Origin of the sequence: Acinetobacter kyonggiensis (genome assembly GCF_900107285.1) — a bacterium.
Lineage (GTDB): Bacteria > Pseudomonadota > Gammaproteobacteria > Pseudomonadales > Moraxellaceae > Acinetobacter > Acinetobacter kyonggiensis.
On sequence record NZ_FNPK01000008.1, the window covers coordinates 98,916 to 121,990 of the forward strand.

20 protein-coding genes are annotated in these 23,075 nt (G+C 39.4%); 14 read left to right on the plus strand and 6 right to left on the minus strand.

What is annotated here, in order from left to right; translation table 11 throughout:
• Positions 1 to 30: 30 nt before the first annotated feature.
• From BLV99_RS08470 to rplS, 7 genes are all read left to right on the plus strand, one after another.
• Positions 31 to 4,239: a pilus assembly protein gene (locus BLV99_RS08470; RefSeq protein WP_244516296.1), complete on the plus strand. Its 4,209-nt coding sequence runs from the start codon at positions 31 to 33 to the stop codon at positions 4,237 to 4,239.
• 11 nt (positions 4,240 to 4,250) lie between these two features.
• Positions 4,251 to 4,754, plus strand: a complete 504-nt coding sequence (locus BLV99_RS08475) for a type IV pilin protein (protein ID WP_092689625.1) — start codon at positions 4,251 to 4,253, stop codon at positions 4,752 to 4,754.
• A gap of 2 nt (positions 4,755 to 4,756) precedes the next feature.
• A complete protein-coding gene (locus BLV99_RS08480) occupies positions 4,757 to 5,218 on the plus strand; it encodes a type IV pilin protein (RefSeq protein WP_092689627.1) in 462 nt (153 codons plus the stop codon).
• Between the two features lie 138 nt (positions 5,219 to 5,356).
• The gene (rpsP, locus tag BLV99_RS08485) at positions 5,357 to 5,614 is read left to right on the plus strand and encodes a 30S ribosomal protein S16 (protein ID WP_004650567.1); all 258 of its coding nucleotides are present in this window, start codon (positions 5,357 to 5,359) and stop codon (positions 5,612 to 5,614) included.
• A gap of 26 nt (positions 5,615 to 5,640) precedes the next feature.
• Positions 5,641 to 6,189 carry a ribosome maturation factor RimM gene (rimM, locus tag BLV99_RS08490; protein WP_086184292.1) on the plus strand — a complete coding sequence of 183 codons (549 nt, stop codon included), beginning with the start codon at positions 5,641 to 5,643 and terminating at the stop codon, positions 6,187 to 6,189.
• 42 nt (positions 6,190 to 6,231) lie between these two features.
• The gene (gene trmD / locus BLV99_RS08495) at positions 6,232 to 6,972 is read left to right on the plus strand and encodes a tRNA (guanosine(37)-N1)-methyltransferase TrmD (protein ID WP_086184291.1); all 741 of its coding nucleotides are present in this window, start codon (positions 6,232 to 6,234) and stop codon (positions 6,970 to 6,972) included.
• 144 nt (positions 6,973 to 7,116) lie between these two features.
• Positions 7,117 to 7,491, plus strand: coding sequence for a 50S ribosomal protein L19 (rplS, locus tag BLV99_RS08500; protein ID WP_086184290.1), 375 nt, complete (start codon positions 7,117 to 7,119; stop codon positions 7,489 to 7,491).
• A gap of 70 nt (positions 7,492 to 7,561) precedes the next feature.
• Here the strand turns inward: rplS and BLV99_RS08505 are convergent, their stop codons facing one another.
• The 3 genes from BLV99_RS08505 to BLV99_RS08515 form a co-directional block, all read right to left on the minus strand.
• On the minus strand, positions 7,562 to 8,533 hold the full coding sequence (locus tag BLV99_RS08505) for an esterase/lipase family protein (protein ID WP_092689631.1): 972 nt from the start codon (positions 8,531 to 8,533) through the stop codon (positions 7,562 to 7,564).
• A 179-nt stretch (positions 8,534 to 8,712) separates the two neighbouring features.
• Positions 8,713 to 9,699 (minus strand): esterase/lipase family protein, encoded by a 987-nt coding sequence (locus BLV99_RS08510; RefSeq protein WP_092689633.1) that lies wholly within the window; start codon positions 9,697 to 9,699, stop codon positions 8,713 to 8,715.
• Positions 9,700 to 9,885: 186 nt separating this feature from the next.
• Positions 9,886 to 10,914 (minus strand): lipase secretion chaperone, encoded by a 1,029-nt coding sequence (locus BLV99_RS08515; protein WP_092689635.1) that lies wholly within the window; start codon positions 10,912 to 10,914, stop codon positions 9,886 to 9,888.
• Positions 10,915 to 11,062: 148 nt separating this feature from the next.
• Between BLV99_RS08515 and truB the strand changes: the two genes are divergently transcribed.
• Together truB and BLV99_RS08525 are read left to right on the plus strand one after the other, a co-directional pair.
• Positions 11,063 to 11,968 carry a tRNA pseudouridine(55) synthase TruB gene (truB, locus tag BLV99_RS08520; RefSeq protein WP_092689638.1) on the plus strand — a complete coding sequence of 302 codons (906 nt, stop codon included), beginning with the start codon at positions 11,063 to 11,065 and terminating at the stop codon, positions 11,966 to 11,968.
• Positions 11,969 to 12,007: 39 nt separating this feature from the next.
• On the plus strand, positions 12,008 to 12,778 hold the full coding sequence (locus BLV99_RS08525; protein ID WP_092689641.1) for a sulfite exporter TauE/SafE family protein: 771 nt from the start codon (positions 12,008 to 12,010) through the stop codon (positions 12,776 to 12,778).
• A 117-nt stretch (positions 12,779 to 12,895) separates the two neighbouring features.
• Here BLV99_RS08525 and BLV99_RS08530 read toward each other — a convergent pair whose 3' ends face one another.
• Positions 12,896 to 13,783, minus strand: a complete 888-nt coding sequence (locus tag BLV99_RS08530; protein WP_092689643.1) for an EamA family transporter — start codon at positions 13,781 to 13,783, stop codon at positions 12,896 to 12,898.
• Positions 13,784 to 13,980: 197 nt separating this feature from the next.
• On the opposite strand from BLV99_RS08530, the gene BLV99_RS08535 reads away from it, so the two are divergent.
• Positions 13,981 to 15,768 (plus strand): astroprincin family protein, encoded by a 1,788-nt coding sequence (locus BLV99_RS08535; protein ID WP_092689646.1) that lies wholly within the window; start codon positions 13,981 to 13,983, stop codon positions 15,766 to 15,768.
• Positions 15,769 to 15,799: 31 nt separating this feature from the next.
• On the opposite strand, the gene BLV99_RS08540 is transcribed toward BLV99_RS08535, so the two are convergent.
• Both BLV99_RS08540 and serA read right to left on the minus strand, forming a co-directional pair.
• A complete protein-coding gene (locus BLV99_RS08540; protein ID WP_092689648.1) occupies positions 15,800 to 16,690 on the minus strand; it encodes an EamA family transporter in 891 nt (296 codons plus the stop codon).
• Positions 16,691 to 16,942: 252 nt separating this feature from the next.
• On the minus strand, positions 16,943 to 18,175 hold the full coding sequence (gene serA / locus BLV99_RS08545) for a phosphoglycerate dehydrogenase (RefSeq protein WP_086164685.1): 1,233 nt from the start codon (positions 18,173 to 18,175) through the stop codon (positions 16,943 to 16,945).
• A 355-nt stretch (positions 18,176 to 18,530) separates the two neighbouring features.
• Between serA and BLV99_RS08550 the strand changes: the two genes are divergently transcribed.
• The 4 genes from BLV99_RS08550 (at position 18,531) to craA (ending at position 23,016) form a co-directional block, all read left to right on the plus strand.
• Positions 18,531 to 19,940 (plus strand): FAD-binding oxidoreductase, encoded by a 1,410-nt coding sequence (locus BLV99_RS08550; RefSeq protein WP_092689650.1) that lies wholly within the window; start codon positions 18,531 to 18,533, stop codon positions 19,938 to 19,940.
• A gap of 96 nt (positions 19,941 to 20,036) precedes the next feature.
• Positions 20,037 to 20,414 carry a hypothetical protein gene (locus BLV99_RS08555; RefSeq protein WP_092689730.1) on the plus strand — a complete coding sequence of 126 codons (378 nt, stop codon included), beginning with the start codon at positions 20,037 to 20,039 and terminating at the stop codon, positions 20,412 to 20,414.
• A gap of 94 nt (positions 20,415 to 20,508) precedes the next feature.
• A complete protein-coding gene (locus tag BLV99_RS08560; protein ID WP_086184280.1) occupies positions 20,509 to 21,357 on the plus strand; it encodes a hypothetical protein in 849 nt (282 codons plus the stop codon).
• A gap of 429 nt (positions 21,358 to 21,786) precedes the next feature.
• On the plus strand, positions 21,787 to 23,016 hold the full coding sequence (craA, locus tag BLV99_RS08565; RefSeq protein WP_092689653.1) for a chloramphenicol efflux MFS transporter CraA: 1,230 nt from the start codon (positions 21,787 to 21,789) through the stop codon (positions 23,014 to 23,016).
• Positions 23,017 to 23,075 lie beyond the last annotated feature (59 nt).

Consider the following 23,075-nt stretch of genomic DNA (forward strand, 5'->3'; position numbering starts at 1 on the left):
AAGATGAAATTAAAACCTCTTGTAAGTATGATGGCTTTACTTCCAGTGATGGTATTGCCTACAACTACTGCGGTTTTTGCAAGCGATTTAAGTCTATATAGAGGTAACTCTACAGGTAAAACGTCAATCCTTTTGATGTTAGATACATCAGGAAGCATGGGGATTAGTTCTTTAGTGTTGCCGAAGGATAATTCGTATGGTAGTCCTGGTGATATTACTGGTACTTCTCTGTGTAACCGTGTTTCTATTGTTGAGTCAGGTTCTCCAGGGTCAAGCTATTATAGTTGGGCATATAACTTAAGTGGCTTTAATGTAAACGGTCTTCCAATAAAAACAACTAGTAACTCAACGAATAGCACAGCGATTGAAAAAAGTGTTTCGATTGATGGAACGACTATCACGTATCATTTAAGAGGTTGTACCAATGGGGCGACTTGGCAATATGATAGATTGTCTCGCTTAAAGGACGCAATTATTCCATTATTGGCTGGAACTAAGCTAAAAGACTCCACTAAAATTGGATTAGGACAGTTTTCATCTAAAACTGGTCTTAATATTTCTGGTTCTCAGATTAAATTAATTGATAGCCATTCTGGTGCTATTTTAGTTGAAAATGCGGTGCTAAATTCGGCACAACGAATTAAATTAGCTCAAAAAATCGCATCTTTTCAGTCTCTAGATAATATTACCTATGGTAACGGTAAACAAAATGTAGCGATTGCTTCAAATAATCGTGAATATGCTACGGGTACAACGCTTGGGCAAAGTAGTGTTAAAAAATCAAGTACAACTTATCCCCTAGGTACTGAACAATATAAGACTGCTGGTGGTACGCCGACTGTTCAAGCCTATGCTGAAGCTGGGGCATATATGATGGGGACGAATACTGGGATTGATAATAGTACGGCAACTAAAATTGACTGGATCTATGATGGATCTATGACAATGCAAAAAATTAATGCAGATGAACAAGTTCATTTTATCTGTGTTGAATTAGGCACGAATGCTTTAACGAATTCAGACTTCATGCCAAGCGGCGTTTCAAGAGATGTAAAGCAATGCGTAAATAACTGGCCAAGTTTTGGCGGAAAATCTGTTTCTGATGGAACAATTTCTGCAGGTGTATATAAGCCTAATGGTGTGGATGCTACAACAGGTAAAACGATTTGGTATAAATTTCCAAATAGAACAGAATTAGAAAAAGAAATGCCTGTTATGGCAAATGGCTGGGACACGCTTTCAAAGTTGCCGGCAGGTTGGCGTTATGGCGGATGGATGAAAGTAGCACAGGAGCCATTGGATATTGAGCCAATTGTTGGGAAAAGCTGGGGGCCTTATGCAAATAGTAGCGCATACGGGATTGTAGCCTACCGTACTAACCCATTTGCTTTGGTTGAGAAAGCTACAACGAATGCTTCGGATTCATATACAGATAATTTAGTTGGCGGCTTTAAATATTCAGTTGGCACAAGTAAAAATGATGCTAAAACAAATTACAATCCGGGAGGCAGTACTAGTTCTTGTGATGGTAATGGTGTTTATATGCTCACTGACGGCGCACCTAACTCAACAAATGATAATATTGCCCGATCTGTATTGAACTACAGTTTGAGTCAGTCAGCATATCAGTTTTCGGCTAAACCGTCTGTAACAGGGGTGTTAGTTTCACCGCTTTTAAAATCTAATTTATTTGTTGGAGAAACCGGCGGGTGGGAATATATTGGTGAATATGCTAAGAAGTTAGCAGATTCAACTAAAAACCCAGCAGGTATGAAAATTAGAACGGCGGTAGTTGGGTTTGGGGCATCGTTTGAAGGCTTAACTAAAAAATCAGATGGTACATATGATTGTGACTCGACCACTAATTTAGATATTAAAAATGCCTGTAAGTGGGGTAGCAATGCATATGGTGATGGCGGTTTTTATCAGGCATCTAACTCAGATGATATCGCGAATAGCATTATTGATTTCGTAAACAAAGTGGATGTGACGTTTACCCCCTCAAGCCTTGGTTCAATTTCAGTGCCTCGTGATCCTTTAGATCAAACCAAATATATGACTCAAGGTTTTTTCCCTATGGTCATGCCAATGGAGGATACTAGTTTTAGAACGTGGGCAGGTAATTTAAAAAAATATAATATTGTGGGTGGAACACTAAAAGACAGTAGTGGTAATGCTATTTATAAGCTTGAAAATAATCAACAAGTGATCAATTCAAGTGCAAAAGACTTATGGTCTAATGCTACGTCAGGTAGTGACCATTCATTAATTAATAGTGGTGGTGCATGGAATAAAATTCCAGTTCCTTCTACTGCGCAAGAGTCAGTTGATGCAATTAGTAATATTAATAGTGAACGCAAAGTCTATACCGTAGATGGTTCATCATTAAAAAAAGTGACTAAAGAAAATCTTGCTACTGACTTTACTGGTACTGGTGCATTAACAGGTATATATAATGTCAATCAGCGTTTAGCTTTATTAAATTATTTAGGTTATAAAACAACTTTCCCTACGACGCAAATTGCGCTTACTGCAAGTAATATTACAACTTTAGCGGTTAATCCGGCATCGCCATATCGTTATTTGGGAGGAGTGGTTCACTCTACTCCTTTAATGGTAACAAAAGAATCGACGGTGTCGGCTTTAAATACAGTTGGGACTCGTAAAGAATATACGGTGTATGGTTCTATGGATGGTGGGTTGCATATTGTTGATGCTTCTACAGGAAAAGAACAATCCGTCTTTGTTCCAAAAGAAATTTTAGATAATCAGTATGATACTTTAGCTAGTTCTACTTCAAAAGGTGTGAGTGGTTTAACTGGTTTAGCTTATGGAGTGGATGCACCTTGGGTAGCAGATAATACATTTAAAGTACAGACTACAACATCTAATGGTGCTGCAGCCACAAAGTATATCGCCAATAAAATGAATATTTATGGTGGTTTACGGATGGGAGGGAAAGCGATTTACGGTTTAGATATTTTAAATCCAGCTTCTCCAGAACTTTTATTTAATATTACACCGACGACAACTGGATTTAGCCGTTTAGCACAAATTTGGTCTAAACCTACTGTTGCTGAAATTCGTGTGAAAGGTGAGCGAAAGAAAGTTCTTATTTTTGGTGGTGGTTATGATGCAGATGTATATGAAAAACCAGCTGCTAGTTTTACTGAACCTTCATCCACTTATGGAAACGCATTGTATGTAGTAGATGCTACAACTGGTGCTTTAATTTGGATGAGTAGTTCAGATACTTCAGGGGTAGCTGATGCCCATAAAAAAACAATTCAATCTGATTTGAAATATAGTGTTGTTGGACAACCTGTAGTACGTGATTACGATGCAGATGGTCTTACAGACATGATTTATTTTGCAGACTTGGGTGGGCAGATTTTTCGTGTTGATTTAAATAACAATAACCAAATGTCGAAGACGACAGACACCAAAATAGCCATTCGTGTACAACCGCTTGCTCAATTAAGAACAACGGGTGCGACCCCATTTGTTCCGCGTTTTTATGATCGTTTGTCAACAGCCGTATTTGATGATGGGCAAAACCGTTTTGTACTGGTAACGGCAGGGTCGGGTAATCGCAGTTTTCCTCTCGAAGCAGAAAATGGCGGGAAAAATAAAATTTATGGTCTAATAGATCGAGATGCAGCAGCAGATGGTTTAGAAAAATCTGCTTTTACACCTGCTCCTGTGATTACTCCAGATTTACTATCAAATACTGGTATTTTGGGTAAAACTGTCACTAAGCAAATTACAGATACTGAAATTGCAAAAATGAAATTAATTACTGGAAGTACCATGCTGCGAGGATGGAGCTTTGAATTGCGTTCTGTAGATACTGGTAATTATGCTCGATCATTTGAAGAATCTCAGTTAATTACTGGTGATTTGTATGTCAGCCTTTATGATCCTAAAGCAACCTTAACAGGTACAGTGAACGGATGTGGAGGAGGGGTGACAGGGATTTCTACAACTCATCGTATTTGTATGCCTTATGGTGATTGTGCTGCATACATAAAAACCAGTTATCAAGGTATTAATGGTCCTGCTTTTGGTGTAGTCAATGCTTCTGATCCTCGTAAGACTTCTTTAGTTGGACCAATAGCAGAAACTAAAGAAGTATGTATTGGTAAATGTCCTGCTGAAAAAACAGCGTTAACTGAGCAGAATCTTCCTACTTATAGTCAAGTGCGTAAAATTAAACCTGTACGCTGGTTTGAATGGTGAGGAAGGTATATATGACAGCTCCTCAAACTAAAAGTACAGGTTTTACTCTAATTGAATTGATGGTTGTAGTGGTGATTGTTGCAATTTTTGCAGCAATCGCTATTCCAAGTTATGAAACTTATATCGCAAGAGCAAATAAATCAAAGGCACAATCAGAAATGCTTAAAATTGCTGAGCGTTTAGAAAATTACAAAGGAAAGCAATTAAGTTATGCAGGCTATATTCCAGAGCATCAGACATCAACAAAAGGTGAGATCAATATTCCATATGATTCTGCAACCAATTATGACTATCAAATCAAAATTGTAGATATTAATGATTCAACCAAGGCCTTAGAAGATTCAACTATCGGACAAGGTTGGAAAATGATTGCTACTCCTAATCAAAGTAAAGGGAATGCGCTTAGAAAATCTGAATATTTATTATTAGATTCTAGAGGATTAAAGTGCATGACTACGGATACATTAACTGTTTCTAGTGCGAGTTGTGGTGCCAATACCAAGGAGTGGAAGTAATAATGAAGGATATTAAAGGTTTTACTCTTATTGAACTGATGATTGTACTTGCAATTGTTGCGGTAATTGCTGCGATTGCATATCCATCTTATCAAAACTATATAAAAAGAACATATCGTGCTGAAACACAAAGTACAATGATGGAAATAGCACAAAAATTGCAATCATATAAGTTAGTAAATGGAGATTATGGAAAAAATAACTCAACCTCTAGTTATGCCACTAATCCGCTAATCAATCCTAATATTTATGGTAAAACAGTATCCCCACAAAGTGGATCTGCTCGCTATAACTTAATAATAACAAGTGCTCCAAGTTCATCATGGATATTAACAGCCACCCCGATTTCAACGAGCGGCCAAAACGGTGACGGTGTATTAACGATCACAGATACTGGTACTCAATGTTGGTATAAAGGTAAAGATGATGCAACAGGGACTTGTTTGAGTTGGATTGATAAATAAATTCAAACTGTGGATAAATAAATTTTGATCTTCCTTTCATGGAAAATATAACGTAAAATATTGCCCTCTATGAAAGGGGTTTGAAGTGTTCCGGTGGTCGGTGCAGGGATAATCCGTAAAAATTATAAGGTTTTTATCATGGTTGTAATTCGTCTAGCACGCGGTGGTGCTAAAAAACGTCCGTTCTATCAAATTATTGTAACTGATAGCCGTAATGCACGTGACGGTCGTTTCATCGAACGTATCGGTTTCTTTAACCCTACAGCTCAAGGTCAAGCAGAAAAACTTCGTTTAGATGCTGATCGTTTTGCTCATTGGGTTTCTCAAGGCGCTCAACCGTCTGAACGTGTTGCTTCTTTAGCTGCTCAAGCTAAGAAAGCTGCAGCTGCTGCATAATTCTAAATTAAGTAGTAGGAAAGCCCATGACACCAACACAGAATGTTCCCGAAGATCGTATTCAGATTGGACAGTTACGTTCAGCATATGGATTAAATGGGTGGCTCTGGGTCTATTCCAATACAGAACCTATGAGCAACATCTTTGACTATCTTCCTTGGTACATTGAAACCAAAGCGGGTTGGCAAACAGTAGATGTAAAACGTTGGAAGCCGCATGGCAAAGGCTTGGTTGTTTCGCTAAAAGATGTGAGCGATCGCACTGCAGCGGATGGCTTGGTTGGCGTAAATGTTTGGATTTCAAAATCGCAACTTCCGAAAGCAGGAATGGATGAGTTTTACTGGACAGATTTGAAAGGCTTAACAGTGTTAGGTTTGGATGATACTGAACAAGAAGTGAACCTCGGTAAAATCTATGAAATGTTCGAGACCGGTGCCAATGATGTGATGGTGGTTCACGCAACACCAGACAGCATTGATGCTGAAGAGCGTATGATTCCATGGCATAAAGATGTGGTACAGCGAGTTGATCTAGAAGCTGGTCGTATCTACGTAAATTGGGGCGTAGATTATTAATCCTTTAAGGATGAACGCAGCAGGAAAATAGAGGAGTCTGCGATGTTTTTTGCAGTCATTACGCTTTTTCCTGAAATGTTTGAAGCGATTACAGATTTTGGTATTAGCGGGCGTGCAGCAAAACGTGAAATAGTACAAGTCACTTGTATTAATCCACGTGAATTTGCGACGGGCAACTATAAAAGAGTGGATGAACGTCCATTTGGTGGTGGTCCGGGTATGGTGATGATGGCAGAACCTCTGTCAAAAGCGATTCATCATGCTAAAGAGCTTGCTTTGCAAGCAGGATGTGTTCAGGTTCCTGTGGTCTATATGTCTCCACAAGGAAAAACCTTAAATGAAGCAGCGGTACAGCAATTTGTTGAATATGACGGATTAATTGTATTGTGTGGACGTTATGAAGGTGTCGATGAGCGTTTGATCCAGCAATATGTTGATCAGGAATGGTCAATTGGTGATTATGTTTTATCGGGTGGTGAACTGCCTGCGATGGTTTTATTGGACAGTATTATTCGGAGACTTCCGGGTGCAATGTCTGATGAACAGTCCGCGATACAAGACTCATTTGTGGATGGTCTTTTAGATTGCCCACAATACACCAAGCCAGATCATTTTGAAGGATTGGATGTGCCTGAAGTATTAAAATCAGGACATCATGCCAATATTGAAAAATGGCGGTTTTTGCAGCGTTATCAGCGTACACTTGAACGCCGCCCAGAGTTGGTGGAAAAAGTGGAACTGACAAAGCAGCAAAAAAAATGGCTTAAAGATTTAAATACTTAAATTCGATTTAAGTATTCTTTAATAGGCTCTTTATTGGTTGAGATGGTCAGCAATAAAGAGAAAGATAATTGGGTCTATGCGCTTTAGCCTCTATACCCCGCGATGATCAGACCTCTTCTGACTCGCACATATCGGAGATACCCCATGAGCGGTAAGCATCCTTTAGTTCAAGTTATTGAAAATGCACAGTTAAGAACAGATTTACCAGCTTTTGCACCTGGTGACACTGTAATCGTTTCTGTAAAAGTAAAAGAGGGTGATCGTGAGCGTCTTCAGGCTTTTGAAGGTGTTGTGATTGCTAAGAAAAACCGTGGCTTGAACTCTGCGTTCACAGTTCGCAAAATTTCTAGCGGTATTGGTGTTGAGCGCGTATTCCAGACTCATTCTCCAATCGTAGCTAAAGTTGAAGTGAAACGTCGTGGTGACGTTCGCCGTGCTAAACTGTATTACCTACGCGAATTGTCTGGTAAAGCTGCACGTATCCGCGAAAAATTACCAGCTCGTAAAGTTAAAGCTTAATTTTAAGTTTTATACGAGTCAAAAAATGCGCCTTATGGCGCATTTTTTATGTCTTAAATATAGACGAATTTTATAAACCTTGCAGTTTTAAACGGTTGGCATGTTGTCGGTAGACGTCTACTGGATCGGGTGCGAATAGAGCACGTAATCCTAATACTTGATTAACTTCGTCTAAGTGGTTCCAGTTATAGTTATCGCGAATAGTTTTGCCAAATTTGGCACTACAACGTGAAACCAGACCATCATTATCTTTACCCTGATTAATCAGTAAACTTGTCACCTTTAATGCCGAATCTGGATCAAGTAAATTGGTGACGGTGCCGACTCCAGCAAATGAGTAAAAGTACATTCCATTTTTCTGAGCAGCACCTTCGCTACATGCAGTCATTGGCATGCCTAATGGAAATTGAGTATTAAATTTGGCAGAGCCTGCAAGAGTCAAGCTGTTACCGCCAGCCAAAGCATCATGTGGGAAGCTATTTGGGTCTAAACCTTGTGCCCAAGTAATGGCCTTAGAGACCAAATTCACCGCCCCGACTAAGGGTGCTTCAACTACCGTACCTTCTGCTTTTAAGATTAGATCAGCCACAGGAGAACCAGTATTGGGTGAACCGATAGCTGTTAATGAGGCCACTTTATTGGGAATGACCCCTGCGACATAACGGATGGTTGGACCACCATGGGAGTGTCCGACCAAATTGACTTTAGCTGCACCGCTAATGGCCAAAATTTCTTCAACCTGTTGAACCAGTTGTTCACCACGAACTTCAGATGAGTTAAAAGGTGAAACACGTGTTGCCCAAACATTCCCGCCATTACGCGCTAAATCTGGCAAAATTTGATACCAATAATCAAGTCCAAACTGATCTGTACCCACAGTAATAAAGCCCCCCATACCATGATTAAAGACAATCGGATATTTGGTTTTGGCATAATTTGAGATTGGTGATTTGGCTTCAACTTGCTGAGCTTGAGTGGAAGCATGTGTGGTAGAAAATGTTGCAGCCATCATGGCACAGGCAAACAATGGTCCATATTTCATAGTAGGTTCTCTATTTTTATTTTATAACTGATTTTTATGACAATATGTATTGTCAGTGCTAAGTATAAAGTCTAAGACATTAAAAATAAGCAGAAGGCGATAGAAGGGTTTTATAAATGTTACTAATTAATTCGAGAGTAGGTTCCCATATGCGTAAATCACACTTATGGGAATTGGTCTTATAAGCCTTGTAATTTTAAACGATTGGCATGTTGACGATACAGTGCAACTGGATCAGGTGCAAAAAGGCCTTTTAGACCAAATAGCATATTTGCAAGATCAGTATGGTTTAAATTGTAGTTGTCACGAATGACCTGACCTATATGAGTACTACAGCGTGCCACCATACCATCATTGTCTTTGTTGCCATAAGACAGCGGACCTAACTGCATTAGGATGGTATCAATATCGAGTAGGTTGGTTGTTTGTGCTGTGCCACCCCACGAGTAGTAATAAATACCATTCGTAACTTTATCTCCACTTTTGTTACAGTCAGTAGCTAAAGCTGTTGTTGGAAAGCGTTTATTGAAGTCTGCAGAACCTGCCTCAGACAATGAGGCCATTGACGCATCAAAGTTGTAAGGCATCTCTGGGTTTCCTTCCGCCCAAGAGATTAACGGTGCAACAATATAGTCACCTAGAATATTAAAGAATGTGCGACTGCCTTGATTGCCTTGGATGTCATCTGCAACTTTTGAACCACGGAAAGTACCGCCTACACCCGTTACAGATGCTACATATTGAGGTTTTACTGCGGCAACATAACGGACTGTAGGACCACCGTGTGAGTGACCAATGAGATTGACTTTATCTTTGCCAGTTAGTGCGCGTATTTCTTCAACCTGTGCAATTAGTTGTTCACCACGGAACTCTGTTGTGTGGGCAGGGGAAAGTTGTGCAGCAAAGACGTTCGCACCATTACGTGCCATATCTGGCAGAATTTGATACCAATAGTCAATATTAAAACTATCATTTCCAATACGTGACCAACCTAACCAACCGTGAGTCATCACAATGGGGTATTTGGTCTTGGCATAGTCAGATTTTACCGTTTCTTTGACTTGTAAAATACCTTCTGCAGCTTGAGTTTCAGCAGTCAGTCCCATAGAAAGGGTTGCCATCACGGCAAAGGTCACTGCTTTGGTTTTTGTCGTTAAAATTTTCATAACCGATCCTTTGTTAAATTTTTTTAATATTTTTTTGTATAGCGAAAGAAAAAATAAGCCTCCTATATTGATCCATTGTGTTTTTGCACTTTCTTAAAGTTCTTAAAGCCTTTTTCTCATATCCTTATTTTTTGTTATTCAGCAGTTTATTTTCATCCTGAAAATATCGCTTTAATACATTCGTTCTTATTCAGAAAAAGGCAGTTTTCCACCTTGATCATGGATGGACTCAAAGGTACTGACCCGAAGTTGTTCTTCTGATTGGTTAAAATGCTGTTGACGTAATTGTTGCACCGCTTTTTGTTTCGCATCCTCACTCATGCCACTTTTCATCACGCTGTCACGCTCATTCAGATAACCATTGACTTTATTTTTCCAGTCACTGCGTTCGGTATCTAAAGTTTCTAAACGCTGTGTGACTTCAGGTCCGACCAAATTGGTTCGCATTTGATGAATTTCTTCAGCAGAACCGCCACGTGCTTTAATATCTGTAGTGAGCTTTCTTAAATCTTCCAGTTTATTGAGTTGTTGTAAGTTTTCTTTCCAGTCTTCAGGTAGTTGATTGAATAGGTTTTTTAATTTTTCTGCCTTTTGTGCTTCAGTTAAATTTTTGTCATCCAGAACGGCCATGCGATTTAAAGTGTATTCATGGTAAGTATCTTCCGTACCAAATAAACCTTCAATTTCGTAGTTAGAAAACAGCTGTTTGCGTAAATTTTTCATATCGGCAAATATGCTTTGATAATATTTGGCATCATCTTTATCAATATTGGGCGTTTGTAGATGACCGAGTTTTTCACGGTAATCCATATAGCGATTCCATAAATCTAAAATTTGCGCTCGGGCAGGCTCTTGATAGCTTTGCTCAATATAAGTCTTAAAGTCCGTTTTAATTTGCTTGAGGTCTTTTTCACCATATTGAGTAATAAAGTATTCAAAACAGTTACGTGTTTGTTCATTCACAATTAAACGATTGGTCTGATCTAAGCGTAACTGACAGTTAATTTCAGTGTCTTGCTGGCTTTTACCCATAAAAGCCTTAGCCTGAACTGATTTCATGGAATTGTTTGCTGTTAAAAAATTATCTTGTATAGCAATGCTTTGTGCTGAACTTGTTGGGTCTGCACTGGATTGAGATGGTGCTAACCAAAATAATACTGCACCGATACACAATACAATAAGAGCCAAAATGACCCAGAGCTTATATTTCTGCATGTCCTATGCAACCTTTTATTGCTGTTTTTATTAAGTCCAAAATAGAACTCAATTTGCCATTAAATGTGCAAATACATGGTAGAAAAGTTGTAAATCCTGATAAGCGGTTGTTAACATGTCATTCGTTTGAACTTGCTTGATTTTCGCTATGAAAAAGACTTCACCTAAAATTCAACGCCGACATCTGAGCGGTGTTTTTTTACTTAATAAGCCTTTGGGTATTAGTTCTAATGCTGCATTGCAACGAGTTCGTTGGTTATATCGCGCTCAAAAAGCTGGACATACTGGTGCTTTAGATCCTTTAGCTTCAGGTTTGTTACCGATTTGTCTGGGTGAAGCGACTAAATTTTCCCATTATTTATTGGATTCAACCAAGCGCTACCAAACCACCATTCATTTAGGTCATAGCACCACCACGGGTGATGTGGAGGGGAGTGTCTTGTTCGAGCAAGCCGTTCCTGAGTTGACTCAAGCAAAAATTGAACAGGTTTTGGCCACCTTTGTGGGGGATATTCAGCAAGTTCCACCGATGTATTCTGCCTTAAAAAAAGAAGGCCGTCCGTTGTATGAACTGGCGCGTAAGGGGATTGAAATTGAACGTGAAGCACGTCCTATTACCATTGAGGCACTTGAGTTATTGTCTTTTACTGAAAATAGTCTGACCTTAGATGTGACTTGTTCGAAGGGGACGTATATTCGTGTGTTGGGTGAAGATATTGCCAAAGCCTTAAACACTTTTGGGCATTTAACTTATTTGCACCGAATTAAAACAGGGCAATTTGATTTAATCCCAAGCTATACCATTGAATATTTAGAAAGCTTAACTGAATTTGAACGTGATGCTTTGTTGTTGCCTGTTTTTGCGCCAGTCGATCATTTTATCCAAGTACAAGTTCCTGAAGGTCGTGCCGAATATTTTAGTCGTGGTATGGAAAGTAATATTGAGCATGCAGCAGAAAATGAGGTTTTGGTTTTTGATGGCGAGAAATGTTTAGGTCTGGCGGAAATTACCGATAAAAAGCGTTTAGTCCCGAAACGTGTTTTAAATCTCTAATTATTTTGTAATCATTTTTTAGCAAAGCGATAAAATCATATGGACATCGAGATTATCATCAGCCTGATTTTTTTCGCATTCTGTGCAGGTGCAATAGATGCAGCGGTAGGTGGTGGCGGTTTAATTCAAATTCCTGCACTTATGGGGGCATTGCCAAACTATGCAACGGCAACGGTTTTTGGTACCAATAAACTGGCTTCTATTTGTGGCACAGCTTCAGCGGCATTTTCCTATTTACGTCAAGTTAAGCTGCAATGGAAGTTATTGGCTGTAATTGCTGTCACCGCATTTATCAGTTCCTTTGGCGGAGCAGCCTGTGTTTCGATGATTCCACAGGCGGTTTTAAAACCTTTTGTGTTGTTTATGCTGATCGTGATTGCCATTTATACTTTTATGAAGAAGCAATTTGGTCAAGTCCATTTTCAGCAAAGTGTCACCACTAAAACATTAGTTTTGGCGGCTGTGGGCGGTTTATTGATTGGTTTCTATGACGGCATTTTTGGCCCAGGTACAGGCAGCTTCTTTATTTTTTATTTTATTCGTTATTTAAAAGTCGACTTTTTACATGCCTCGGCATTGTCTAAAATTGGCAATTTTATGACCAATTTTGCCGCTCTAAGTTTCTTTATTCCAACCGGTCATGTGCTGTTTAGTTTAGGTCTGATCATGGCTGTAGCCAATGTTGCAGGTTCAGTGATTGGGGTGAAAATGGCATTAAAATACGGTAGTGGCTTTATTCGTATTTTATTTTTAATTTTGGTTTCAGTGTTGATTCTGCGTTTAAGCTATCAAATGCTTTTCACAAGTTAATCATAAAATGCATAGAAACGAACAGTGTCATTGAATCTTGCTGCTTAAAAATGAGTCCTATATAGGGCTCATTTTGATATGCGGGGTCGATGCAATAAAGATGGCTGTGAACCAGCTTTATTTGACTTTTTCATGGTTAGGCAAATCAGTTTTTTGACCTGATCGAAAGGTTACACCCACCGAGGCGATCATAATACACAGCAAAGCAACACTTTGTAGCAGGGTAATTTGTTCTTTTAATAACAACCAACCTGCCAAAGCACCCAATGCAGGCGATAAACTGGAAAGAGTACCATAGCTTAGTTTAGTTAAGCGTTTGAGTGCCATCAGATCCAGTGCATAAGGAATCGCTGTGGCCAAGAGGGCAATCATTAAAGCCTGTGGCCAATATTGAAATTGCACCAATGCAGTTGGGTTATGTACGAGACTTATTGGGAGCATCAGCATCGCGGATAAAACAATGGCGATGCTGAGTGCATGCATACCAATATTCTGTCGTACCACACGTTGGCCAAAATAAATATAGATGGCCCAACAGACACCTGCACCTAATGCAAAAGCAGCCCCTAAATAGGAAAAATTATGTTGATTGGCATCTTGCCAAGGAACCATCAGTGCCACACCTAAAATGGCTAAGCCAACCCAGATATAATCACTTTTTCGCTTAATGGAGAGTAAGGCCAAAGTCAGCGGCCCTAAGAATTCTAGACCGACAGCAATGCCTTGCGGTAATTTGCCCAAAGAAGCATAGAACAGCACGTTCATCAAACAGACTGAACCACTATAAAATAACAAGTCCTTCCATTTTAGATAGGGTAAGCGTTTGATGATTTTCCAAGAACGGAACATCACTACAATCAAAATAGAAGCAAAACAAAGGCGAAGGGTCACCACGGTGAGTGGGTCGAGGACTTCAATCAGTTGTTTGGCAAATGAGGCACTGATCTGATACGCCACCATGGATAAGACCATGTATAACACAGCAGTAAGTTGGGTATTGGACATATGCTCCGCGCTACAACCAGTCAAGGTAGATCAGTTTGAGAAAGTGTTCATATTATAGCAATGATAGAAAAAAGCAGGGGTCACATCTTGTGATGAAAATGATCATTATTAAATGAATGTTACTCTGAATTTGTTATTCAAAATCAAAAATATAATAATAGCGAGTATTTTTTGTTGTACTTAACTTTGGAATAATAATGATTACATCATCCATAAAATTAAAAAACATTGCCTTCGCTTGTCTTTTGGGAATGTCATTGGCAGGGTGTGGTTCTGATAGTGACTCGGAAACAAAACCTGCAAATGAAGAGGCGATGCTGCAAAAAAATGTATCGGCTTTAGTTCTTTCATCCACTGGTAATGCGCTTGCCGCTGCTGAAATTGTGATTGCAGGTCAAACGTTTAAGGCGGATGATTTGGGTAAAGCTGCTTTTACGGTACAGATTCCAAAATCAGCAACGCATGTTGTGGTGGTTTTTAAAAAAGAGGGTTTTATCAGTCAGTCTTTACGGATTGACGTTGGACAACTTGGACAGCTTTCAGCCAATTTACTGCATGTTAAACAGACTGTTTCGATTGCCAAGATTGAAGAAGCGCAGGTCATTCAGTCGGTATATCAAAATGCACAGATTACGATTCCTGAAAATGCCTTTGTATTGCCAAATGGTCAGCCCGCTACAGGTGCGGTCACGGTTACATTTACACCTTGGAATATTGCAGGATCGGATTTAAATGCGATGCCAGCCAATGGTGTCGCACAAGATGCACAGGGCAATATTGTCAATTTAATCAGTGCTGGAATGATCACTGCCACATTTACCAATGCAGCAGGTCAAAAATTACAATTGGCTGCGGGTAAAACAGCGGATATCCAAATGGATTTACCGCTAGAGAGTATTAATAATCAGAAGTTGCTGGTTGGATCAAGTATTCCAATGTGGCATTTTGATGAAGCCAAAGGACTTTGGGCAGAAGAGGGTGTAGGGCAGGTGGTAAAAGCGGTGACATCTGCAACAGGTCTGGCTGTACATGCGACGGTTTCACATTTTTCTACATGGAATTGGGATTTTAAATTTGTAAATGCAGGTTCAGTCTTTGTCCAGTGTAAGTCAGCTTCAGTTGCGGTTCCTTGTCATATTACTGCAAAAGTGAAATTGAAAGATGGCTCTGGTCTTACTAAGGTCAATTCTATTTCAGCAGAAGGCATCAGCATTATTAATATGCCATCTGAAGGTTCCATTGAGTGGACTGCAAAAGATATAACAGGGACTTTAATTGGTGAAAAGACCTCTGCAACATCGGGCAATGTCATTATTGACTTAGGTGCTCCGACCACCAAGAATTTTGTCAAATGTGAGTTGGCAAATGGTACTGCTGTGGCTTGTTCAGGCAAGCTGAACGGAGGTATTGATTTTTCGCTTCCTAAAGAAGGCGGCAATGTTCTGACAGGGCTTCAAAATGTAACTCAGCTGAATTGGGAAGCAACGTCTGCACCTTATGAAACGGTATCCTCTGTGTATCAATATAAAGGTAATCAAGTTTCAGGGCTAACAGGTGACGTTAAAATCATTCTTTCAACCTCTGAAAAGTTATTTGATAAAACCGTTTATGAGCTTCTGTGTAAATCACCAGACCCTGTGTTTTTCTGTCAGGTTCGATTGGACGGATCTTTTTATTCTGAGGTTAAAAACCTGAGTGGTAGTTTCTTAAAGAGTTTTACCATTCCATTGGATAAAAAGGTCAAAGTGTACTTGCCAATACCACCCGCAGAATCCGTTGATAGTGTGTGGATTAATGCAGAAGCATATATCTATCGCAATGGACTTGAAAATCGTAAAGTAGTTGAGGTTGGCATGAATTCAACCCTGATTCAGTTTGATTTTAATGCGACTGACTGGTGTGAACCTTGGAAAGGAGATACTACTTATCCTGAACCTTCAGAGCAAAATATGAATAAATACTGTTGGTATGAGATGCCTCAGTAAGGCTGATAAAACCACACTTCGGTGTGGTTTTTTATTGCTTTAACTTGGCTTCTATTTTTTGCTTGGCTTGATGCGTGGTATAGGTACAACCCACGGAGGCGGCAATGATGACCATCAGTGCTAGCCACTGTGTCCAGAGCAATTGTTCATGTAAAACGATAAAACCTGAAAGTGCTGCAATGGCAGGCTCTAAACTGGTCAATGTACCAAAAATAAAAGGGCTTAAACGTCGCAGCGCTATCATCTCCAAAGAAAATGGCAATGCGCTCGCCAGTATGGCCAAGGCAATAAAATAGATGAAATTTGAAGGTTCAAAAACGCTGCTTGGAATCCCTGAATAGAGTGCAACGGGCATTAAGCACAGCATGCCAATGAACATGCCTAAGCACACAGTATGATTACCTGAAATGCCTGAAGGTTTCTGCCCAAAGATAATATACATTGCCCAACATGCACCGGCAGCTAAGGCAAAGGCAATACCAATAGGATCTAATGCTTGAGCCGTTTGATCGAATGGAAAGAGTAAAATTAAGCCTAAAATGGCCAGTCCAACCCAAATGAAATCGTATCTTTGCCGCGCATAATAAAGCGCCACGCCGAGTGGGCCAATAAACTCAAAAGAGACCGCAATGCCGAGGGGGAGACGCTCAATAGACAAATAGAACATGGCATTCATACCTGCCAAAGCAATGCCATAGCTGCTAATGGCACGCCAGTTCACGTGTCTAAAATTGATGTGCCAAATTTTAAAAATCATGGCCAGAATGAGAGAGCCTAATAACAGGCGCATGACTGAAACGGTCAGTATAGGAAACTGACCGAACAGAATTTTGGCCAGCGAGCCACTGCTTTGCATACTGATCATGGCAATAAACAATAAAATTAAAGCTTGAGTTTGTGGCGTATTTTTAAAATTCGGCATTCATTTCTATAACTAAATTTGTTTCGATTATTCGAATAGCGGGAGATGAGCGATCAGCGGTAAAATGACTGAAAATTTTTACATATAAACGTTTAGAACACATCTTTGTATTTGGATGATTGTCTGTCTATTTTCTATAGTAGAACTGCATATCGTGTCATTACGGAACGTATCTTTTCTTAAATGCTGCTTTTAAATGTTCAAAATAAAAAACCACAGCACGAATGCTGTGGTTTTGCGTTCTAAATTAAATTAGAACAATACGCGAACGCGGATTGTACCTTCAACTTCGTTTAAGGTATCCAAAGCTTCTTTAGAAGCAGTTGCGTCAACGTCCATGACTAAGTAACCAACGTCACCTTTGGTCATTAACGATTGACCAGAGATGTTGATGCCGTGTTCAGCAAACAAGTTGTTGATTTTAGAAAGAACGCCAGGAATATTTTTGTGAATGTGCAGTAAACGGTGTTTACCTTCAGTCAACGGCAAAGCAATTTCTGGGAAGTTCACCGCAGATAAAGTCATACCTTTATCTGAGTAAGCAACAAATTTCTCTGCCACTTCTAGACCAATGTTTGCTTGCGCTTCCATGGTCGAACCACCCACGTGAGGGGTTAAAATCACGTTGTCCAAGCCACGAAGTGGAGAAACAAATTCTTCACCGTTTGCTTTAGGCTCTTTCGGGAATACGTCAACTGCTGCACCCGCAATGTGACCCGATTTAATCGCATCCGCCAAATCTTCAATAAGCACACATGTACCACGTGCAGCATTAATGAAGATCGAACCTTCTTTCATTTGAGCAAATTGGTTTTTGCCAAAGAAGTTACGCGTAGATGGTACGTCTGGCACGTGTAAAGATACCACGTCAGCATTGGCAAGAAGTTCAGCCATAGAACCGACTTGACGTGCATTACCCATAGGTAATTTAGTCACTGCATCATAATAAATGACGTGCATACCCATGCTTTCAGCAAGCACTGAAAGTTGAGAACCGATTGAGCCGTAACCCACGATACCTAAAGTTTTGCCACGTGTTTCGAATGAACCAACTGCCGATTTGTTCCAACCACCACGGTGCGTTGAAGCAGATTTAGCAGGAACACCACGAAGTAACAGAATTGCTTCAGCAAGTACCAGTTCAGCCACTGAACGTGTATTTGAATATGGTGCGTTAAAGACTGGAATACCACGAATCATCGCAGCATTCAGATTAACTTGGTTAGTCCCGATACAAAAACAGCCAACAGCGATAAGCTTGTTGGCTGCTTCAAATACTTCTTCAGTCAGCTGAGTACGTGAACGAATACCGATGAAGTGAGCATCTTTAACCGCTTCTTTCAACGCTTCACCCTCAAGCGCAGTTTTACGGGAATCGATGTTGGTGTATCCAGCAGCATTTAATGTATCGATTGCGTTTTGGTGAACGCCTTCTAACAACAAGAAACGAATTTTATCTTTAGGTAGAGAAAGATGTTGGCTCATTACGGCTCCGCTACAAAGGCCAAATTTAGTCGCGATATGATAACATACGAGAAGGGTCTATATACATTTCCTTTATGACGCAGCGGATAGGTATTTTTGCCATAGATACACTATGAAATGCAGATTTTGGTCTAACTAAAGCTGTAATTTCTAAGCTGTGATGATCAAAAAGCTTATTTTCGCAGGGTTTCGAGAGAAAATGTCTTATAATGCTATGCAGTGAAAAGCATCCCCGTGATGCTGTTGATTTTATCTTCACGCCCAGTCTTAAACAGTGTTTTTTTCTTCATCTTTTTTAAATGAATGCTGTATAGACCATCCACCACTTGTATATTTCTTGCTAGGTCTGCAAACGATGAATGCTCCAGTCGCTTTAACACCTGAGTTATTAACCCAATTGACAGCTATTGTTGGTGAAAACCGCATTAGAACTGATGCTGCTAGTCTAGATGCCTGGGGCAGAGACTACACCAAGCATTTTGATCCAAATCCATCTGTCATCGTTTTTCCATCCAGCACAGAACAAGTGCAAGCAATTGTTAAATTTGCTAATGAACAGAATATTGCCATTACCCCATCGGGCGGCCGTACCGGTTTATCTGCGGGTGCTGTTGCAGCCAATGGTGAAATTGTCGTGAGCTTCGACAAAATGAACCAGATTCTTGAGTTCTTCCCCGCAGACCGTATGGTACGTGTACAAGCAGGTGTGGTGACGGAACAATTGCAAAACTATGCTGAACAACAAGGCATGTATTATCCTGTTGATTTTGCATCTTCAGGTTCTTCTCAAATTGGCGGTAACATTGGCACCAATGCAGGCGGTATTAAAGTGATTAAATACGGCATGACGCGTAACTGGGTGTTGGGTTTAACCGTTGTGACCGGTAACGGTGATGTACTGCGCTTGAACAAAGGCATGATTAAAAATGCCACAGGTTATGCACTACAACATTTATTCATTGGTGGTGAAGGCACTTTAGGTTTAGTGACAGAAGCGGAAATTAAGCTTGAGCGTCAACCGCATGACTTACAAGTGATGGTATTGGGTGTGCCAGACTTTGATGCGATCATGCCTGTGTTGCACGCATTCCAAAGCAAAATTGATTTAACTGCATTTGAGTTCTTTGGTGAATTGGCAATGCAGAAAGTGTTGGATCATGGTCACGTGCAACGTCCATTTGAAACTGCTTGTCCTTTTTATGTCTTGCTTGAGTTTGAAGCGCCATATGAACCGATTATGGATGCGGCAATGGAAATCTTTGAGCATTGCATGGAACAAGGCTGGGTGCTGGATGGCGTGATGAGCCAAAGCCTAGACCAAGTCCATAGCTTATGGCGTTTGCGTGAAGACATTTCGGAATCAATCGCGCCATTTACCCCATACAAAAATGACATTTCCGTGTTAATTACCCATGTTCCTGCATTCATTAAAGAAATTGATGCAATTGTGGAAGCGAATTATCCTGATTTTGAGATTTGTTGGTTCGGGCATATTGGTGATGGTAACTTGCACTTAAATATCTTAAAACCTGCGGATTTAAGTAAAGATGAATTCTTTGCCAAATGTCAGGTGGTGAATAAATATGTGTTTGAAACCGTGAAAAAATATGATGGTTCAATTTCTGCGGAACATGGTGTGGGTATGACCAAAAAACCATATTTGGAATATTCACGTACTGCACAAGAAATTGAATACATGAAAGCATTGAAACAAGTATTTGACCCGAAAGGTATTATGAATCCGGGTAAGTTATTTGATTTATAAGGTTGTTGCGCGGATAACTACATAAAGTTAATCGTGTGAAAAATGAAGGCATGGCATCATGGGTGCGATGCCTTTTTTGTTTTGGGGAATATAATGATGATCCGTTTATTTTCAATTTCTGCTTTGTGTTTAGCTGTACTTTCTGGTTGTGCAACCACTGAGAAATTAGCCAGTAAAGTCAGTTTTTCTGGCCCAGATACACCGATGCAGCAGGTATTAAAAGCACAACCTGATTTGGTCAAAAATCAAAATAGTCTTTCGATTCGTCAAGTATTTGACCGAGTAGAATCCCCAACAGCTGCACAAATTGCAGTGATTGAGTCCAATTTAATGGATGATTCTGTTTCTGCGATTCGTACCGATTATATTTTTAAGTGGGTGGAAGATGATTGGAAATTGCAGGAAAGAAAGACGAGTTATCAATGTGCCCGTGGGAAAAATAAAAGAAGTTTTCAAACAGCCGTTTGTCCATAATAAATATTTGATTTTGCTTGAAAGTTAGGCTGTTGTACCTCATAAAAAGCGTATCAGATTTGGTACGTTTTTTAGTTTTGGGGAAATAATAACAATGAGTTTAAATGAAATTATAGATAGAGATTTAAATAAGCTATCAACTTTTTTTCTTGATTCGTTAGATTACAAAGTTAATAAAAATAACAATAGTTTTCTACAGCTCATGAATTTAAAGCATTGGTTTATAGCTGATAAGTCAAGAAAAATAAGTTTTGCTAAGGATTTTAGATTACCACTGGAGTATGAAGATGGATTTAAAATTCTACTTAATAAATGTAAATCTGGTACTGGTGGAATATATCAGCATCAAAGTAGGAAGTTATTTAAAGGTAATACTATAGATTTGATGTTATGTGATTTTGGTATTCATCATTTGCATTTAGGTGTTAAGGAAGATTCTAATCATAAGCGGATGGTGCAAGGTACAGCAGATGTTGTATTTGTATATGTGAATGATGATGAGATTTTTTTTATTAAAGTGGCAGGACATGGAGAATGGCACTTAAAAAACAGTTTAGAAATTATTCATAGAGAACGTCCTGATTTAATTAAGCACAGAATAATAAGAGGCATTAAGGGGAATAGTTTTAAAGATGAAGAAATATTAGCTTTAAGAAGTAAGGGGTATGCTTATTTTATAAAGATTGGTACAGTCTGTTATATGCCTGAGCAGATTTGGGCCGGGAAAAATTTAGTGAAAGGTTTAGCATATTTTATTCAGCTAAAATTGAAAATTGAACAGATTATTGAAAGACAAATCAAGATAGTTTGTTCTGAGCAAAATTTATCTAATACTGATGAAGTTAATGTGAAAATAGTTGATTTTGATTTTAGTAAATTTGAAGATTTTCATTTTGAGTTGATAGTTAATAACAATATGACGAGTTATAAAGCACAGATATGAAAACCCTCGCTTTTATCAATACTAATATCATACAAACTGCCATTGGTGACTTACGCTAGTGCTCTCAGCATTTTTCTGATTACGAGTTGGGTAATACTATTCTATTATTATTACTGATTTATGCTTGGTGAAATTCATAGTAATTAATCTAACTAAATGATTTTAAGAGGCTCACAGATTTAGATGATAGTTTCTGTTAAACTATACCTACTCAACCAAGTCGGTGTACTTGGTTGAAACATAATAACCTCACAATTACTTATTTTTATCTACTCAGACACCTTGTGAAAACGGTGTTTTAAATCGCTTATTTTCAAGCGTATTTTTCCAACTCAATTTCTAAAAACTCAGTGCTTGTCATTGGGCTGACGCTTATCTCCCTAAAAATAGTGTTTAGCTCCACAAGCCTATAACGATATGTAGAAAACAATGCAAAAGGTTAAAACCACAACGTTAAGCCGTGCCACGCTTATGTTTCCATTGGCATTGGTCTTATTTGAATTTTCCGTCTATATCGGCAACGACTTAGTTCAACCCGCTATGCTTGCCATTACCAAAGAGTTTGGTGTGAGTAGCAGTTGGGCACCTTCGTCTATGTCATTTTATTTACTCGGTGGCGCATGTGTTGCATGGCTACTCGGCCCATTGTCTGACCGCATAGGACGAAAAAAAGTTCTACTGGCAGGCGTATTATTTTTTGTCCTGTGTTGCTTACTCATTTTACTGACACAGAATATTGAAAGCTTTTTAGCACTGCGCTTTTTACAAGGCATAGGCTTAACCGTGATTTCCGCTGTCGGTTATGCTGCCATTCAAGAAACCTTTGAAGAACGTGATGCCATTAAAGTCATGGCACTTATGGCGAATATTTCACTGCTTGCGCCATTACTGGGTCCTGTGGTGGGTGCATTTCTAATTGATCATGTGTCATGGCATTGGGGCTTTATTGGTATTGCATTGTTGGCTTTTTTAAGTTGGTTTGGTTTAAAAGCCAAAATGCCAGAGAGCCAAGTGAGTATCCGAAAACAGCCGCTTAGCCATATTTTTTATGACTTTAAAAAAGTCTATAAAAACAAACGTTTTTTAGGCATGACTTTGGCACTGCCTATGGTCAGTATGCCGTTAATGTTATGGATTGCACTGTCACCTGTCATGTTGGTGGAAGAATTGGGTTTTAGTAGCATGCAATATGGCTTGGCACAATTTCCAGTGCTGGGTGGCTTAATTCTGGGCAATATTGTATTAATTAAAATTATCGACAAATTGGCTTTGGGTCAGTCCGTGTTAATTGGTTTACCCATTATGTTATTGGGAAGCTTGGTTTTAGTTGCAGGGGTGATTTGGCAGGATTATCTGATCTGGTGCCTAATTGCAGGGATGACGCTACTAAGCTTTGGTGAAGGCATTAGTTTTTCGGTACTTTACCGTTTTGCTCTCATGTCTTCGGAAGTATCAAAAGGCACTGTGGCAGCAGCAGTGTCGATGCTGTTGATGTTTAGTTTCTTTTTTATTATTGAATTGGTGCGTGTGTTGTATGAACAATTTCATTTAATCGGTTATAGCATGTCATGTTTTATCTTGATTGCACTGTGGTTTACTTTCCCTCGGGCCATACTGAAACAAGTGCTACTAGAACGTAAACAGAGTGGTGTGTTTTAAATACCTTGATCTGATCAGTTCCTCTCCTGCAAAAATGGAGGAGAGGACGAGTGAACTTA

Coding starts and splice junctions, on each gene's coding strand:
- BLV99_RS08560 (WP_086184280.1), top strand. CDS start 20,509: ATGAGTTTAAATGAAATTATAGATAGAGATTTAAATAAGCTATCAACT.
- BLV99_RS08475 (WP_092689625.1), top strand. CDS start 4,251: ATGACAGCTCCTCAAACTAAAAGTACAGGTTTTACTCTAATTGAATTG.
- BLV99_RS08525 (WP_092689641.1), top strand. CDS start 12,008: ATGGACATCGAGATTATCATCAGCCTGATTTTTTTCGCATTCTGTGCA.
- BLV99_RS08550 (WP_092689650.1), top strand. CDS start 18,531: ATGAATGCTCCAGTCGCTTTAACACCTGAGTTATTAACCCAATTGACA.
- BLV99_RS08535 (WP_092689646.1), top strand. CDS start 13,981: ATGATTACATCATCCATAAAATTAAAAAACATTGCCTTCGCTTGTCTT.
- BLV99_RS08480 (WP_092689627.1), top strand. CDS start 4,757: ATGAAGGATATTAAAGGTTTTACTCTTATTGAACTGATGATTGTACTT.
- trmD (WP_086184291.1), top strand. CDS start 6,232: ATGTTTTTTGCAGTCATTACGCTTTTTCCTGAAATGTTTGAAGCGATT.
- rplS (WP_086184290.1), top strand. CDS start 7,117: ATGAGCGGTAAGCATCCTTTAGTTCAAGTTATTGAAAATGCACAGTTA.
- BLV99_RS08555 (WP_092689730.1), top strand. CDS start 20,037: ATGATCCGTTTATTTTCAATTTCTGCTTTGTGTTTAGCTGTACTTTCT.
- rpsP (WP_004650567.1), top strand. CDS start 5,357: ATGGTTGTAATTCGTCTAGCACGCGGTGGTGCTAAAAAACGTCCGTTC.
- BLV99_RS08540 (WP_092689648.1), bottom strand. CDS start 16,690: ATGCCGAATTTTAAAAATACGCCACAAACTCAAGCTTTAATTTTATTG.
- BLV99_RS08470 (WP_244516296.1), top strand. CDS start 31: ATGGCTTTACTTCCAGTGATGGTATTGCCTACAACTACTGCGGTTTTT.
- serA (WP_086164685.1), bottom strand. CDS start 18,175: ATGAGCCAACATCTTTCTCTACCTAAAGATAAAATTCGTTTCTTGTTG.
- rimM (WP_086184292.1), top strand. CDS start 5,641: ATGACACCAACACAGAATGTTCCCGAAGATCGTATTCAGATTGGACAG.
- BLV99_RS08530 (WP_092689643.1), bottom strand. CDS start 13,783: ATGTCCAATACCCAACTTACTGCTGTGTTATACATGGTCTTATCCATG.
- BLV99_RS08515 (WP_092689635.1), bottom strand. CDS start 10,914: ATGCAGAAATATAAGCTCTGGGTCATTTTGGCTCTTATTGTATTGTGT.
- craA (WP_092689653.1), top strand. CDS start 21,787: ATGCAAAAGGTTAAAACCACAACGTTAAGCCGTGCCACGCTTATGTTT.
- BLV99_RS08510 (WP_092689633.1), bottom strand. CDS start 9,699: ATGAAAATTTTAACGACAAAAACCAAAGCAGTGACCTTTGCCGTGATG.
- BLV99_RS08505 (WP_092689631.1), bottom strand. CDS start 8,533: ATGAAATATGGACCATTGTTTGCCTGTGCCATGATGGCTGCAACATTT.
- truB (WP_092689638.1), top strand. CDS start 11,063: ATGAAAAAGACTTCACCTAAAATTCAACGCCGACATCTGAGCGGTGTT.